This window comes from Bradyrhizobium sp. B025, from assembly GCF_042257955.1.
Classification (GTDB): Bacteria; Pseudomonadota; Alphaproteobacteria; order Rhizobiales; family Xanthobacteraceae; genus Bradyrhizobium; species Bradyrhizobium diazoefficiens.
Genome location: NZ_CP170150.1, coordinates 7,415,644 through 7,429,905, shown reverse-complemented (window position 1 = coordinate 7,429,905; position 14,262 = coordinate 7,415,644). Strand labels below are relative to the sequence as shown.

Genomic DNA, 14,262 nt, shown 5'->3' with positions numbered 1-14,262 from the left:
GCGGCGGCAGTTAACGCGCTGTTTAACGCCTTGGTGCTAGTCCTTGAAACGTGGAACTGCACGGGCCTCCGGCCTGGCGGCTCCAATCGTAATATTCCTGGGTTTGCGTTGGGGGAGTCGAGATGGCGGTTGATTTGTCGATGCCGGTTCTGGTGGTGGATGACTACAGCACCATGATCCGTATCATCAGGAATCTGCTGAAGCAGCTTGGCTTCGAGAACATCGACGATGCCAGCGATGGTTCGGCGGCGCTGAACAAGATGCGCGGCAAGAAGTACGGCCTCGTGATCTCCGACTGGAACATGGAGCCGATGACGGGTTACGACCTGCTGCGCGAAGTGCGCGCGGATCCGAACCTCGCCACCACGCCTTTCATCATGATCACGGCGGAATCGAAGACCGAGAACGTGATCGCGGCCAAGAAGGCCGGCGTGAACAACTACATCGTCAAGCCGTTCAACGCGGCGACGCTGAAGACCAAGATCGAGGCGGTCTTCCCGGACATGGCGAGCGCGTAAGCGCGCCTGGGCTATCGGTTGAATTCGCAAGGCCCGGGCTCGTCCCGGGCCTTCTGCATTGCGAGTGTCATTCCGGGGCGGTGCGCAGCACCGAACTATGGTGCGCGATTGCGCACCTGAGAATCTCGAGATCCCCCGATGCGCAATTGCGCATCTGAGGTCTGGTCCTTCGGACCATCCCGGGATGACGGCTATGCCGTCACCACTTCAATTCACGCATCAGCGCCTTCGGCGGGTGGCCGAACAATTCCATCACGGAAGCCGGGTCGAGCTGGTCGAGACCTTCGAACTCCTCGGCATGGATGCCGCGGGTGACGAACAGGCAGTCGATGCCGAATTCGCGCGCGCCGGTGAGGTCGGTACGGACGGAATCGCCGATCGCCAGCACGCGCCTGCGGTCGATCTGGTGGCCCTGGCGTTCGCCGGAGAGCGCCATCGCGCGCTCGTAGATCGGCCGGTGCGGCTTGCCGTAGAAGATCACCTCGCCGCCGAGCTCGCGATAGAGCTCGGCGATCGCGCCGGCGCAATAGATCAGCCGGTCGCCGCGTTCCACCACGATGTCCGGGTTGGCGCAGACCAGCGTCAGCTTGCGCTCGCGCGCCTTCAGCATCATGCCGCGATAGTCTTCCGCCGTCTCGGTCTCGTCGTCATAGAGGCCGGTGCAGACGATGTAGTCGGCCTCTTCCAGCGGTGCGGTCACCGCATCGAGGCCGCGATAGATCGAGTTGTCGCGCTCGGGGCCCAGCCAGAACATCTTGCGGCCGGGATGCTCGGCGACATAGAGCCGGGTCAGGTCGCCCGACGAGACGATCGCGTCATAGGTCTCGTCGGCGACGCCGAGCTTGCGCAATTGCCGCTGCACGGAGTCGGCGGGGCGCGGTGCATTGGTGATCAGGATTACTGTACCGCCGCGGCTGCGATAGGTGTGCAGCGCTTCGCAGGCTTCGGGGAAAGATTCCAGGCCGTTGTGAACCACGCCCCAGATGTCGCTGAGCACGACGTCCACATCGCCCACGAGCTCGCGCAGGCTTTCGGCGAAATGCAGCGTGGTCATGATGCGCACGGCCGATCAGATACGGCGCGCGAGCGCCGCGTTGCCGGTGATGCGTTGTGCTGGAGGAGCGGCTGACGTCGCGCCTGGGCTGGGTGTGCCGGAGACATTGGATCCCTGAATGTCCTGCGCCTGGTTCGGCGAGGCCCCGCCGGTAGCAGATGCCCCCTCCGGCCGCAATGGCCGGGGCGGCGCGAACAGGAACCCCTGGCCGAACCGCACGTCATAGTCGAGCAGATCGACCACGGCGCGCTCGCCTTCGATCCGCTCGGCGATCAGGTCGATACCGAAGCGGCCGAGCAGGTCGGAGAGGTCGGACGGGTGGATGTCGGAGGTCGAGGCCTGCCTCGGATCGAGCAACAGCGTGGCCGGCACCTTGATGAAGCGCACGCCGCGGTCGGCGAGCTCGCGCGGCTCGATGCGCAGATCCGTGACATGGTCGATCGAGAAGCGGAAGCCGCGCTGGGCGAGCGCGGCGAGGTTCTCGGACTCGGCCGGGCCGAGATTGCGGAAGGTCGACTGCTTGAACTCCAGCACCAGCGACGGCGCCAGCGCCCGGTTGGCTTCGAGGAAGTCGAGGCATTGCGCGAAGGTGGTGGAATTGCCGAGCGTGGAGGCCGCGACGTTGCAGAACACGCCGACGTCCTTGTTGCGGACCATCAGGCGGCGCAGCACCTGCACACAGCGCAGCATCACCATGTTGTCGACACGCCCGATCAGGCCCGAGGCCTCCGCGATGCTGATGAACTCCTCGGCGGCGATCAACTGGTCGCGCTCGTCGCGGACCCGTGTCACCGCCTCGTAGAACCGCACCTTGCGCTGCGGCAGCGTCACCATCGGCTGGAGGAAGATGTCGACGCGGTTCTCGTCGATCGCGCTGCGCAGCGTCGCCAGCAATTGGGTCTGGTTGCGTCCGTTGGGAGTCTGAACCGGATGGGCGGCTTGGGCCTGAACTGACGGTGCCGGCCGCGGCTGCGCTGCGGGAGGCGGGGGAGCCGCGGGAAGCGGTGGCGGCGCCACCGGCCGCTCCCCGAGCGGCGCGATCAGGTCGATCGGTGCTTCCGGTTCCGCCCTTGCGACCGGAGCGGGAGAGGGCGGCGTCGCGCCGGCCAGCAGGTCCTCATGGGTCGACACGGTGGACGCGAGCTGCTTGACCAGCCCGCCGAGCTCGTTGATCTCGCCGACCACCGACTGGATGCGGTCGGAATTGGTCGAATTGGACGAGGCGATGCGCCCTTCGATCGCAGCCAACCGGCGGCCGAATTCGGCCACCTGGCGGGCGAGGTCGGCGGTGCCGCGCGAGAGGTCGGCGATCTGGCCGCCGACGTCGCTGCGGTCGCGCAGCCGCATCGATACCGCGTTGTAGAGGATCAGGAAGGTCAGCGCGGTCAGCGCCACGATCGCGGATTCGGTTCCGCTGATGCCGGCGACCGCGTAGAGCGCCAGCCCGAGCGAGGCCGCGACCAGAACCATGCAGATGGCGATGAAGATCGTCGAAATGCGAATCATGCCGCGCGTTACGCCTCAAGAGCTGACTGCCTCACCCGGGAAAACACGGGTTACTGTGCGAACCCGTCACGCCTCATGCTCCCCCAAGCCGCGTGACCCTAACATCATTGTTGATTCTAGGGGATAGCGGTCCGTTCGCGGCGAGGTCAGGCCGGAGCGGCGGCGCCGACCGTATCCGCAGAGACCGCCTCGCGGCTTCCGAGCGGCCTCGGTTGCCCGGTGGTCGTGTCGCGCAGGGTCTGCCGTTCGATCTCCGAGTTCAGCTCGGCGCCGAACATGATAACGATCGCGGACATCCACATCCACATCATCAGGCCGATCGCCGCGCCGAGCGAGCCGTAGGTGGCGTTGTAATTGGTGAACTCGGACAGATACCAGGACAGCAAGGCAGAGCCGGCAATCCAGAGCAGGGCGGCCGCCACCGCGCCGAGGCTCAGCCATTGCCAGCGCGGCGCATCGCGGCTGGGTGCGAAGCGGTAGAGGATGGCAAGCGCCACGAGCAGGATGAGGAACAGGAGCGGCCATCGTGCCAGCGCCACGATCAGCTTGCTTTCGGGCGCCAGGCCGAGATGATCGAGCGCGAGCGGGAAGGCGACGACGGCGCCCACCATCAGCAGCAGTGCCACGATGCCGCCGGCCGTGAAGGCCAGCGACACCAAGTTCAGCCGGATGAAGCTGCGCTTCTCGCGCTCCTCATAGGCGACATTGAGGGCATCGAAGATCGATTTGACGCCGGCATTGGCGCTCCAGATCGCAAGCAGGAGGCCGAGCAGGAAGGTGACACCAAGCGTTGTATTGCCCTTCGACACCACGCGCGCGACCTGGTCCTCGACGATCTGGAACGAGCCCTCGGGCAGCATCGTCGCAAGCGTTTGCAGGTTGGCGCTGATCGTCGAGGGATCGGCGAACAGGCCGTACGATGAGACCAGCGCGGTGACTGCGGGGAAGATCGCGAGCAGCCCGAAGAACACGACACCGCCCGCCGTGGCGAGCAGGCGATCGTCGTCGATGCGCTGATAGGTACGCCAGAAGATATCCTTCCAGCCGGCCCAGGGGATAGCGAGGGGACTCTTCGCACCGCGGCCATGGCCGGGCTGGACGGCCGCACGCGCCGGGCTCGTTTCCGGTGCATTCGCCTCGCCATTGTGGTGGTCTTGCGGAGGCCCCGGCCGGACCACGCCGGGGTCCTGGAAGTAGCGCTCGGCGGTCAGCACGAAGACGGCCGTGGTGGCGATCAGTAGCCAGGAGTCGAGCTGCCCTGAGCGCCGCGCGGGCATCTCAAGCGTCCAATCCGTGCCCGTGCCGTCTCCGACGCGCGGCCGTGAAGCCCAGCAGCCCGACGGCTGCGAGCATCAGACCCAGCTGCACGGGACGGTTGGCGCGCACGGGCCGGGTGTTGCCGCCATGGCTGCGTTCGCCGGGTGCGAGCGGCGCCAGGGGAATCGTCGTCGCGACCTCTTTCACCGCCTGCTTGACCGTTCCGCGCGGAATCCGCGGGGTGGCGATCGCAACGCGCAGGCGGCTGGCCAGCGGCACGATCGGCTTGTCCCGACGGTTCATCTGGGCCAGAGCCGCGCCGCCGCAGCATGCAGCCAGGACCAACAGCACGGCGCCGACGGCACCGAAGCCCCAGAACTGTCCGTAGGTGATCGCGATCCAGCGGTACAGGGCGACCAGGCCGACAAAGAAGGCCGCGATCAGGAACAGCCCGGCCACTGCGAACAGGCCGGCCGCGACCGCATAGGACGTCGCCCGTCCCGTGGCCTGGCTGGTGCGGTCACGCAAGTAGGACCGGGCGGCACGCTTGAGATGGTTGAGTTTCAGCGCCACGCCGACGCGCAGCAATTCGCCCGATGGCGCGAGCATGCGGACATCCTCCGAGAGCGAGACATTCGTCGGGGATGAACGTGACGGGATTTGACTTGTTCCGCGCGGAGTGCCGCCGCGGCGGCCGATCAGTCGAGATCGGCGGCCGCGATCCAGAATACCTCGCCTTCGGAGTCTTCGGTGTCCAGCCAGAGCAGCGGCAGTTCCGGGAAGGCCTCGTCGACCAATTCGCGGCCGCGGCCAATCTCGCAGATCAACCCGCCGTCCGGCGTCAGGTGCTCAGGGGCGTCGCGCAGGATCCGGCGCACCACGTCGAGACCGTCGACGCCGCCGTCGAAGGCAAGCTTCGGCTCGGCTCGGCATTCCGGCGGCAAGGCCGCCATGCCTTCCGCATCGACGTAAGGCGGGTTGGTGATGATAAGGTCGTATCTGTTATCGCCGAGCGGGGCGAACAGGTCGCCGCGATGGAGCGTGACCCGCTCATCGAGCCCGTGCTCACCGACATTGCGCGCGGCGACTTCGAGCGCCCCCTTGGAGATGTCGACGGCATCGACCGTTGCATTCGGGAAGTGATACGCGGCGAGGATGGCAAGGCATCCCGAACCCGTGCAGAGGTCGAGCACGCGCTCGACGGCCGTGGGGTCGTCGATCAGCGAGCCGGCCTCGCCGTCGCCGCCGAAATGCGAATCCAGCAGTTCGCCGATGTAGGAGCGCGGGACGATGACGCGCTCGTCGACATAGAAGGGCAGGCCGCGCATGTAGATCTTGTTGACGAGATAGGCGGCCGGTTTGCGCGTGGTCACGCGCTGATGAATCAGGTCGAGGAGGGTCTTGCCTTCCGCGGCGGCGACGCGGGCGTGGGCAAAGGCCTCGAACTGGTCGGGATGAAGATGCAGGGCCTCGCAGACCAGGAAGGCCGCTTCCGCCACCGGATCGGTGGTGCCGTGCGCGAAGGCGAGCTTGGCTTCATTGAAGCGGCTCACGGCATAGCGGACGTAGTCGATGAGCGTGACAAGCTCGCCGCGGCCGACCTTCGCAAGTTTTGGCGCGGCGCGGCCGCGCGCGGTCTTTTTCGAAGCTCTTGCCATCAGGATTTCGTCCAGCGTGCGGCGGCCTCGTCATCACGGGCGTGGGCCTCGACCCAGCCGGTGCCGGTGGCGCTCTCTTCCTTCTTCCAGAACGGCGCGCTGGTCTTGAGATAGTCCATCAGGAACTCGGCCGCCTGGAATGCGGCCTGACGATGCTGCGAGGCGGTCAGCACCAGCACGATGTTCTGGCCGGGCACGAACCGCCCGACGCGATGGATGACCGTGACGCCGTTGAGCGGCCAGCGCGTGGTTGCCTCGTCGACATGACGCTTGATCTCTTCCTCGGCCATGCCGGGATAATGTTCGAGCGTCAGCGCGGCGATCTTCGCGCTATCCTCGTCGCCGCGGCAGATGCCGGAGAAGCTCACGACCGCGCCGATGTCGGTCCGGCTCCTGGTCAGGAGCGCGATCTCGCGCGCAATGTCGAAATCGTCCTCTTGAATACGGATGGTGACGGGGCCGGTGGTCGCAGGGGAAGTCATGGGCCTAGCCGCCGGTCATCGGCGGGAAGAACGCGATCTCGCGGGCGCCCGCGATTGCGGCGTCCGACTTGACATGGGCATGGTCGATCGCGGCGCGGATGACCTTCGGCTTCTCGAACGCATAGGCATAGGCCTCGCTCCGGCCGGACAGCCAGGCGATCAGCTCCTCGACGGTGCGCACGGTCGCGGGCGGCTCGATGGTTTCCTCGGCCTTGCCGACGCGTTCGCGCACCCAGGCAAAATATTTCACCTTCATACCTCATCCTCCTTGATGAGGTGATGGATGCCGGAGCGGAAATAATCGTAGCCGGTGTACATGGTGAGGATCGCCGAGGCCCACAGCAGCAAGAGGCCGATCTGGGTTACGACGGGCACGACCTGGTCGCCGGCCTCGCCCGCGAGCAGGAAGCCGATGGCGACGAGCTGGACCGTGGTCTTCCACTTGGCAAGCTTGGTGACGGGCACGCTGACGCGCAGCGCGGCGAGATATTCGCGCAGGCCCGAGACCAGGATCTCGCGGCACAGGATCACGATGGCGGCCCACAGCGACCAGCCATGGATGATACCGTCGGCGGCCAGCATCAGTAGGCAGGAGGCGACCAGCAGCTTGTCGGCGATCGGATCGAGCATCCGGCCGAACGCCGATTGTTGATTCCAGATCCGCGCGTAATAGCCGTCGAGGTAATCGGTGACTGCCGCCGCGATGAAAATGGCGACCGCGACCCAGCGCAGCCACAACGGCTGATCCAGAATCGACTGCGCGTAGATGCACCCGACCACGACCGGGATCGCGGCGATCCGGCCATAGGTCAGGATGTTCGGGAGGGACATCGCGCGGCTGGTCGTCCCTCGTGTCGTGGCGATGTTCATCCGTCCTACCAATACCGCTCAAGCCTGAAGGTCAACCGTCCCGCTCCCAAATGGGGTGCAGGATGCGACGACCATATGACTGCGGACCCCTTAGTTCACCCCGGCTGGGGATGGAAATACTCGAAAATCCTGCGGGCGCTTTCGGCGCTCACCCCCGGAACCTTGCCGAGATCGGCGATCGAGGCCCGTTCGATCTCCTTCAGGGTTCCGAAATGATGCAGCAAGGCACGTTTGCGTGACGGGCCGATGCCCGGAATCTCCTGCAAACCGGCCTCGCGGATGTCCTTCTTGCGCAGCTTGCGGTGCGAGCCGATGACGAAGCGGTGGGCCTCGTCGCGCAGGCGCTGGATGAAATAGAGCACGGGGTCGCGCGGCTCGAGCTTGATCGCCTCGCGCTCCGGCATGAACAGGGTCTCGCGGCCGGCATCCCGGTCCGGCCCCTTGGCGACCGACATCAGCGACACCTGGGTCAGGCCGAGATTTGCAAAGATCTCCCGGACGGCGTTGAGCTGGCCGCGGCCGCCGTCGATGATGACAAGGTCGGGCCATTGCGGAAAATCGTCGTCCTTGACCTTGGCGCCCTCCTCGGGCGGATTGATGAGGCGCTTGAAGCGGCGCTCCAGCACCTCGCGCATCATGCCGTAGTCGTCGCCGGGCGTGACCCCTTCCGACTTGATGTTGAACTTGCGGTACTGGTTCTTCACGAAGCCGTCCGGGCCGGCGACGATCATGGCGCCGACCGCATTGGTGCCCTGGATGTGGCTGTTGTCGTAGACTTCGATGCGCTTGGGAGCATGCGGCAGGCTCAACGTCGTCGCCATGGCATCGAGCAGGCGGCCCTGCGTCGCGGTGTCCGCGAGCTTCCGGCCCAGCGCCTCGCGCGCATTGGTCAGCGCATGGGCGACGAGCTCCTTCTTCTCGCCGCGCTTCGGCGCGGTGACCTCGATCTTGTGGCCGGCCTTGATCGACAGCGCGTTGGCAAGCAGCTCGCTCTCCTCGATCTCATGCGAAAGCAGGATGTTCTTCGGCGGCGGCTTGTCGTCGTAGAACTGGGCGAGGAAGGAGCCGAGCACTTCTTCGGGCGTAAAGGTCTTCTCCGCGCGCGGGAAATAGGCGCGGTTGCCCCAGTTCTGGCCGGTGCGGAAGAAGAACACCTCGACGCAGGAGAAGCCGCCCTCCTGGTGGATGGCGAACACGTCGGCTTCCTCCACCGTGCGCGGATTGATGCCCTGCTGCGACTGGATCGCCGACAGCGCGGCTAGGCGGTCGCGGTAGAGCGCGGCGGTCTCGAATTCGAGCTCATTGGCCGCCTTCTCCATCTCGCCGGCGAGCTCCTGCTTCACCGCATGGCTCTTGCCGGAGAGGAAGTCGGTCGCCTCGCGCACCAGGGTCGTATAGCCGGGGAAATCAATCTCGCGGGTGCAGGGACCGGCGCAGCGGCGGATCTGGTAGAGCAGGCAGGGCCTGCTGCGGCTCTCGAAGAAGGAATCGGTGCAGGAGCGGATCAGAAACGCGCGCTGCAGCGCCGTGATGGTGCGGTTGACGGCGCCTGCGGAGGCGAACGGGCCGAAATAGCGTCCGGGCCGGGTCTGCGCTCCGCGGTGCTTCAGGATCTGCGGCGCCCAGTGGTCGCCGGTGATCAGGATATAGGGAAACGACTTGTCGTCGCGCAGCTGCACGTTGAAGCGCGGCCGGAGCTGCTTGATGAGGTTGGCTTCCAGCAGCAGCGCTTCGGTCTCGGTGTTGGTCGAGACGATCTCCACGGTCACCGTGGCGGCGATCATGCGCAGGATGCGCGCCGGTTGCGGCGCACTCTGGCGCGCGTAGTTGGACAGGCGCTTTTTGACGTTCTTGGCCTTGCCGACATAGAGCACGTCGGCATTCGCGTTGAGCATGCGATAGACGCCGGGCGAGGTCGGCGCGAGCCGGACCGCGCGCTCGATCGCCTCATGGCCGCTCGCCAGCGGCTCTTCGCCGACTGCGCCGCTCTCTTCCAGGATGTCAGGCAGAAGCGCGTCGTCCTCGTCGTCGCCGCCCGTGGTGGCGGGATCGAGGTCGGGCGGTGCCGTCTCCTGGGACGGGGCGTCCGGTGCCGTGCCGCGCCTTGATTTGCGAACGCGGGTGTCGTCCGGATCGTCGGTGGAATCGTGAACCATGGGACGAATTTAGGCGCTGGGGGGACCGATTTGAAGTTCCGGCCATGCTGCACGCACAGGATGGCGGCGCAGTTCCCGGTAACGCTTCCTTAAGTCTGTTAAGCGCGCGGTAACGGGTCTTAACAGCCCTTTAACTTAAAACTCTCGATAAATCTTACGCGAAAAGTCTTGGTTCCGTAACCATGCGACATGGCGCGGCGGCGCCGGCATCGCACCGGTTGCGGCAGTTGCGTTGGAGTGTGTGATGAAGAGGCTCGTTGTGGGCGCAGCCGCGTTGGTTGCCGCCGGCTGGACAGCTTCGGCAGAGGCCGCCGATCTCAGTTACGGGCAGCGTGCCCCCTATACCGTCAACCAGCCGCTGAACGCGTATAGCTGGGCCGGTCCGTATCTCGGCGGCAACATCGGCTATGAGTGGGGCTCGGTCGACAACAATCCCTCAAAGCCGTCCGGCTTCGTCGGCGGCATTCAGGCCGGCTACAATTTCCAGAACGGCCCGTGGGTGTTCGGCGTCGAGGGCGACATCCAGGCCGCTGGCGCCGACGACACCTTCGCGCCCTGGAAGTTCTCCAATCCGTGGTTCGGCACCCTGCGCGGCCGCGCCGGCTATGCCTTCAGCAACGTGCTGTTCTACGGCACCGCCGGCCTCGCCTTCGGCGAACTGCGCGCGCAGACCTTCGGCTGGACGGAGTCGCACACCAGCGCCGGCTGGACCATCGGTGCCGGTGCGGAAGTCGGCCTCGCGCCGAACTGGAGCGCCAAGCTCGAATATCTCTACATCGATCTGTCGACGAGTCAGTTCGCAATTACAGGCGTGTCAAACGGCTATACCGCCAGCGTTGTGCGCGCAGGCGTCAACTATCACTTCTGATAGCCAAATAAGAAAATACCGGACAATAACCTCCCGGCCGCTCGCGGCCGGGACTTTTTTTGCGCCAGGTTTTTTTGCGTCAGGCCCGCTAGGAGAGGATGACCAAATTGACCGCCTTCGGTCCCTTCCCCTTCTTGTCCGGTTCGACTTCGAAAGTAATACGCTGTCCTTCGGCAAGGTCCTTCAGTCCCGCTCGCTCCACAGCAGTGATGTGAACGAAGACATCGCGACCGCCGTCATCCGGCTTGATAAAGCCGTAGCCGCGCTCGCCGTTGAAGAACTTGACCGTTCCCGTCATGGCCATCGGGAAACTCCCCCTCATTGCTCCTCCGTCGTGACGCAGACTCACGTCACGACATGACCGGGCCGTACGGAGCCCGGGAGCTGGCCATCCTTGGGCGGACCTTTCGGTCCGGCCGGATCTTTCTTAGGCCTTCACTCCGCCGCAACCATTCGCGGAAGCGGAACGTAAAGCCAGTCACGGAAATAGCATAATACGGTTCTTTGCAGATTGACTACCGCTCCTGCATATTTTTCCCAAGAATGCCGGAGTGTTACGGCCTCGGCACCTCTAATCGGAATCTGGCAGCGCCGCCCTGGCCGAGCGGCATTTCGAGTTCGGGCAGGATCGTCTTGAGCTCGCCGTGCAGCGTGTAAGGGGGATTGACGATCAGCAGCCCGGCGGAGGTGAGGGCCGCGCCGTCGGCTTGCGGCGCGGCGCTGAACTCGAGGCGCAGGCATTTGCCCGGTGGCTTTGCTGCGGCTGCGAGCCGCGCCACGAGCTGTGCCAGCGCATCGGTGGCGCGCCGGCTCTTGGCCGGATACCAGATTACATAGATACCGGTCGGCCATTTTGCGAAAGCCTCCGAGAAGGCTTCGCCCAGCCGTTCGAACTCGTTCTTTGCCTCGAACGGCGGGTCGATCAGCACGAGCCCGCGCCGCTCCTTCGGCGGCACGAAGGCCGGCAGTGCCACCCAGCCGTCGAGATCGACCACGCGTGCCTGCTCGTCGCGGCGCAGCACGTCGATCAGCGCCTTGCGTGCCTTCGGCTCGAGTTCGCAGGCGACGAGGCGGTCCTGCGGCCTGAGCAGGCCGCGCGCGATCAGCGGCGAACCCGGATAGGCCTTGAGCTCGCCCTTCGGATTGAAGGCGCGGACGATGTCGAGATAAGGCTTTGTCAGCGCCGCGGTCTCGTTCGACAGGCGCGCCTGCATCAGTCGCGCGATGCCGGTTAGCCATTCGCCACCGCGCCGCGCCTCGTCGCTTTCGAGATCGTAGAGGCCGGCGCCGGCATGGGTGTCGATGACGCGGAACGCCCCCGGCTTGTCCTGCAAATAAGTGAGGATGCGCGCCAGCACGATGTGCTTGATGACATCGGCAAAGTTGCCGGCATGAAAGGCGTGACGGTAGTTCATGGCGGAGAGTTACGACATCGCGCGATGAAAGTAACTCCCGTCATTCCGGGGCGGTACGTAGCACCGAACTGCGCACCATAGTTCACGCTTCGCGTGCCCCGGAATGACGGAGCTGATTTAGCAGCTACCCACCCCTGATCGGCGGCATCGTCACCTGGTCGCGGCGGCAGGCGCGGCGGTCCATCTCCTCGCAGGCGCGGAATTGCAGGTCCTTGCTGAGGCAGATGCGGACCTCGGACAGCCGCGTCCGGTTGCAGGTGACCGAGACGGCGGCGCTGCCGAGGCCCGGATTGGCCTTGATGAAGGCCTCCTCGACCTCGGCAGGCGCCACGGTCTTGGCCTGCGACAATTCGAGATATTCGGCCGGAATCTTGATGGCGGCGCGCGCTTTCCTGATCGTCTCGAAATAGCTGCGGTCGGCGAGCCCCGAGCAGGTGCCGTGCTTGTCCCACTCGTTGAAGATCAGGCCCGGCGCCGGCATCAGGTCGAGCATCGAGGAGACGATGCTGCGGTTCAGCCGCGGCGCCGGCCGCTGGCAATATTCCGGGAAGCCGTTCTCATATTGCGGCCACAGCCCGTGCACCACGAAGGAATAGGGCCGGCCGCTGCACTGGATCTGGGAGCGGCCGCCGCGCTCCGCCGCCTCCTCGCAGAAGGAGGGCGACCACGAGAGCGACAGCACATAGAAATCGAATTCGCCGGGCGCGTTCTGCCGCCTGTCCTGGGCTTTCGCGACGCCCGCCGGCAAGACCAGCCCGGCGGCAAGGGGCAGGGCAAAGGTCAAGGCCAAGGTCAGCGAGATCATCAGGCGGGAGAACGAATGCAATCTGGAATGAAACATGGCGACGCCCCTCAACTAGACTGTGCAATCGAGCCTAGCAGGCGATGAGAACATTTCAAGAACAAAATTCGGGCGGCGCCCGTGTCGGGCCGCTGGCTCGGTCCGAATCAGGGCTGTCGAATTACTGCTTGGCGGCGCGGCAGGCCGGATTGTAGGCCCAGTTGCGGTCGAGCCCGACCACGCACCATTCGACACCATTGCCGTAACCGGCGAAGCCGCCATCCTCGATGATCGAGAAATGCACCTTGCGCACCTTGCCGTCGTTGAGCATGGCCTCGCCGGTGCAATAACGGCGCGGAATATTGTCCGACTGCCAGGGCCGGAACGCGGTCTCGTGTACGGCGGAGAAGCCGGTGATCTTCAACGAGGAATTCCAGAAGGCGCTTTCCTTCTCCCAGAACTGGGTGGCGATCGTCGGCAGCGCCTTGTCGCAATCGGCGACATTGCCGTCATAGCGCGGTCCGCTCAGCCAGAAATTCAGCTCCAGCGGATTGGCGGCCCTGGCCTCACCGAGCGACAGCGCCCCGAACATGAGGCCGAGCACGGCGGCAAAGCGGAGCGATTTCAGGGAGGTCGAGGCGCGCATGGGCAATCCAGACAGATGATCTGCGGAGGTCGGACGGTGCCGCGAAGGGCGGGTGAGGTCAAGTGCAGCGCGGCAACACTTGGCCAGGAGTTGACCAGAACGTCGCATCCGACAGGGCTTCAGTTCTTTTCACTTCCGTCCCGGCACCGTAAACTGGCGCCAACCAATTGGAGTAACGGGAATGCGAATCATTGCGGCCGCGGGCCTTCTTGCCCTGGGTATGATGGCGGGCCAGTCGGCGCGCGCCGATATCCTTCCTGTGCCCCCGTTCAAGGGCAACGACACCGGCGGCATCATCGCCTATTCGATGGCCAATCAGGTCGATGCGCGGCAGGTCGCGGTCGATCATTGCGCGCGGTACGGCAAGGTCGTCAAATTCCTCGGCGTGCAGGCCTATGAGGGCGGCTACATCTCGTTCTCCTGCCGCTGGGTGCCCTATGGCGCCGCCAACCAGCCGATCCGCACGCTGTACTGAGGCGTTTTCGTAACGCAGCGATCTCTCAGCCGGGAGCTTCCCACATGACGCGCAAACTTGCTTTGCTCGGCTCGGCCCTTTGCCTTGTGGTGTCGGCAGGCGGCGCCAGTGCCGACGATCTGCCGGTGCGCAAGGCCGGCCTGTGGGAATTGAAGATGGTCAGGACCGGCTCGCAGATGCCGGAAATGACCATGCAGCACTGCACCGACGAGACCGTCGACAAGGAGATGAACAACAACGTCTCCCCGATGGCCAAGCAGATCTGCGCCAAGCAGGACATCAAGAAGACCGCGACCGGTTATGTCAGCGATTCCGAGTGCAGCGTCGCCGGCATCAGCACCACCTCGCACGCCGAGATCACCGGCGATTTCAACTCGGCCTACACGGTGAAGACGTCGTCACACGCGCAAGGCGGCGCCGCCGGCGCCGCGGGGCGCGACACCACCATGACGCTCGAAGCGAAATGGCTCGGCGCCTGCAAGCCGGACCAGAAGCCCGGCGACATCGTGATGCCCGGCGGCTTCAAGATGAACGTGCGCGACATGGACAAGCTGAAGGCGCTGCTGCCGAAGTAGG

17 protein-coding genes are annotated in these 14,262 nt (G+C 65.1%); 4 read left to right on the top strand and 13 right to left on the bottom strand.

Annotated features, from left to right (window positions below; all coding sequences use genetic code 11):
• The first annotated feature begins 122 nt into the window (after positions 1-122).
• Complete coding sequence (locus ACE10W_RS35125; protein ID WP_008567674.1) at positions 123-518, top strand: response regulator; 396 nt, start codon at positions 123-125, stop codon at positions 516-518.
• 199 nt (positions 519-717) lie between these two features.
• Here ACE10W_RS35125 and ACE10W_RS35120 read toward each other — a convergent pair whose 3' ends face one another.
• From ACE10W_RS35120 to uvrC, 9 genes are all read right to left on the bottom strand, one after another.
• Complete coding sequence (locus tag ACE10W_RS35120; protein WP_304548496.1) at positions 718-1,572, bottom strand: TIGR01459 family HAD-type hydrolase; 855 nt, start codon at positions 1,570-1,572, stop codon at positions 718-720.
• Between the two features lie 15 nt (positions 1,573-1,587).
• Complete coding sequence (locus ACE10W_RS35115) at positions 1,588-3,078, bottom strand: EAL domain-containing protein (RefSeq protein WP_161536721.1); 1,491 nt, start codon at positions 3,076-3,078, stop codon at positions 1,588-1,590.
• A gap of 146 nt (positions 3,079-3,224) precedes the next feature.
• Positions 3,225-4,355, bottom strand: a complete 1,131-nt coding sequence (locus ACE10W_RS35110) for a YihY/virulence factor BrkB family protein (protein ID WP_304548493.1) — start codon at positions 4,353-4,355, stop codon at positions 3,225-3,227.
• Position 4,356: 1 nt separating this feature from the next.
• Complete coding sequence (locus tag ACE10W_RS35105) at positions 4,357-4,944, bottom strand: phage holin family protein (protein ID WP_011090208.1); 588 nt, start codon at positions 4,942-4,944, stop codon at positions 4,357-4,359.
• An 89-nt stretch (positions 4,945-5,033) separates the two neighbouring features.
• Positions 5,034-5,993: a 50S ribosomal protein L3 N(5)-glutamine methyltransferase gene (gene prmB / locus ACE10W_RS35100; RefSeq protein WP_304548491.1), complete on the bottom strand. Its 960-nt coding sequence runs from the start codon at positions 5,991-5,993 to the stop codon at positions 5,034-5,036.
• Complete coding sequence (locus tag ACE10W_RS35095; protein ID WP_304548489.1) at positions 5,993-6,475, bottom strand: molybdenum cofactor biosynthesis protein MoaE; 483 nt, start codon at positions 6,473-6,475, stop codon at positions 5,993-5,995. The genes prmB and ACE10W_RS35095 overlap by 1 nt, the downstream gene beginning before the upstream one ends.
• 4 nt (positions 6,476-6,479) lie before the next feature.
• Positions 6,480-6,731, bottom strand: a complete 252-nt coding sequence (moaD, locus tag ACE10W_RS35090) for a molybdopterin converting factor subunit 1 (RefSeq protein WP_011090205.1) — start codon at positions 6,729-6,731, stop codon at positions 6,480-6,482.
• Positions 6,728-7,345, bottom strand: a complete 618-nt coding sequence (gene pgsA, locus ACE10W_RS35085; protein WP_011090204.1) for a CDP-diacylglycerol--glycerol-3-phosphate 3-phosphatidyltransferase — start codon at positions 7,343-7,345, stop codon at positions 6,728-6,730. Before pgsA ends, moaD begins: the two co-directional genes overlap by 4 nt.
• Before the next feature lie 95 nt (positions 7,346-7,440).
• Complete coding sequence (gene uvrC / locus ACE10W_RS35080; protein WP_271555210.1) at positions 7,441-9,501, bottom strand: excinuclease ABC subunit UvrC; 2,061 nt, start codon at positions 9,499-9,501, stop codon at positions 7,441-7,443.
• A 244-nt stretch (positions 9,502-9,745) separates the two neighbouring features.
• On the opposite strand from uvrC, the gene ACE10W_RS35075 reads away from it, so the two are divergent.
• A complete protein-coding gene (locus tag ACE10W_RS35075) occupies positions 9,746-10,369 on the top strand; it encodes an outer membrane protein (protein WP_028174662.1) in 624 nt (207 codons plus the stop codon).
• 88 nt (positions 10,370-10,457) lie between these two features.
• On the opposite strand, the gene ACE10W_RS35070 is transcribed toward ACE10W_RS35075, so the two are convergent.
• The 4 genes from ACE10W_RS35070 to ACE10W_RS35055 all read right to left on the bottom strand — a co-directional run bounded on the left by ACE10W_RS35070 (position 10,458) and on the right by ACE10W_RS35055 (position 13,211).
• Complete coding sequence (locus ACE10W_RS35070; protein ID WP_008544396.1) at positions 10,458-10,673, bottom strand: cold-shock protein; 216 nt, start codon at positions 10,671-10,673, stop codon at positions 10,458-10,460.
• A gap of 250 nt (positions 10,674-10,923) precedes the next feature.
• Positions 10,924-11,784: a 23S rRNA (adenine(2030)-N(6))-methyltransferase RlmJ gene (locus tag ACE10W_RS35065; RefSeq protein WP_304548466.1), complete on the bottom strand. Its 861-nt coding sequence runs from the start codon at positions 11,782-11,784 to the stop codon at positions 10,924-10,926.
• A gap of 124 nt (positions 11,785-11,908) precedes the next feature.
• A complete protein-coding gene (locus ACE10W_RS35060; protein ID WP_304548463.1) occupies positions 11,909-12,625 on the bottom strand; it encodes a ribonuclease T2 in 717 nt (238 codons plus the stop codon).
• Between the two features lie 121 nt (positions 12,626-12,746).
• Positions 12,747-13,211: a hypothetical protein gene (locus ACE10W_RS35055; protein WP_028174664.1), complete on the bottom strand. Its 465-nt coding sequence runs from the start codon at positions 13,209-13,211 to the stop codon at positions 12,747-12,749.
• 181 nt (positions 13,212-13,392) lie between these two features.
• On the opposite strand from ACE10W_RS35055, the gene ACE10W_RS35050 reads away from it, so the two are divergent.
• Entirely contained in the window at positions 13,393-13,686 is a 294-nt protein-coding gene (locus ACE10W_RS35050) for a hypothetical protein (RefSeq protein ID WP_011090198.1), read from the top strand.
• A gap of 44 nt (positions 13,687-13,730) precedes the next feature.
• Entirely contained in the window at positions 13,731-14,261 is a 531-nt protein-coding gene (locus ACE10W_RS35045; protein ID WP_060910451.1) for a DUF3617 family protein, read from the top strand.
• Position 14,262 lies beyond the last annotated feature (1 nt).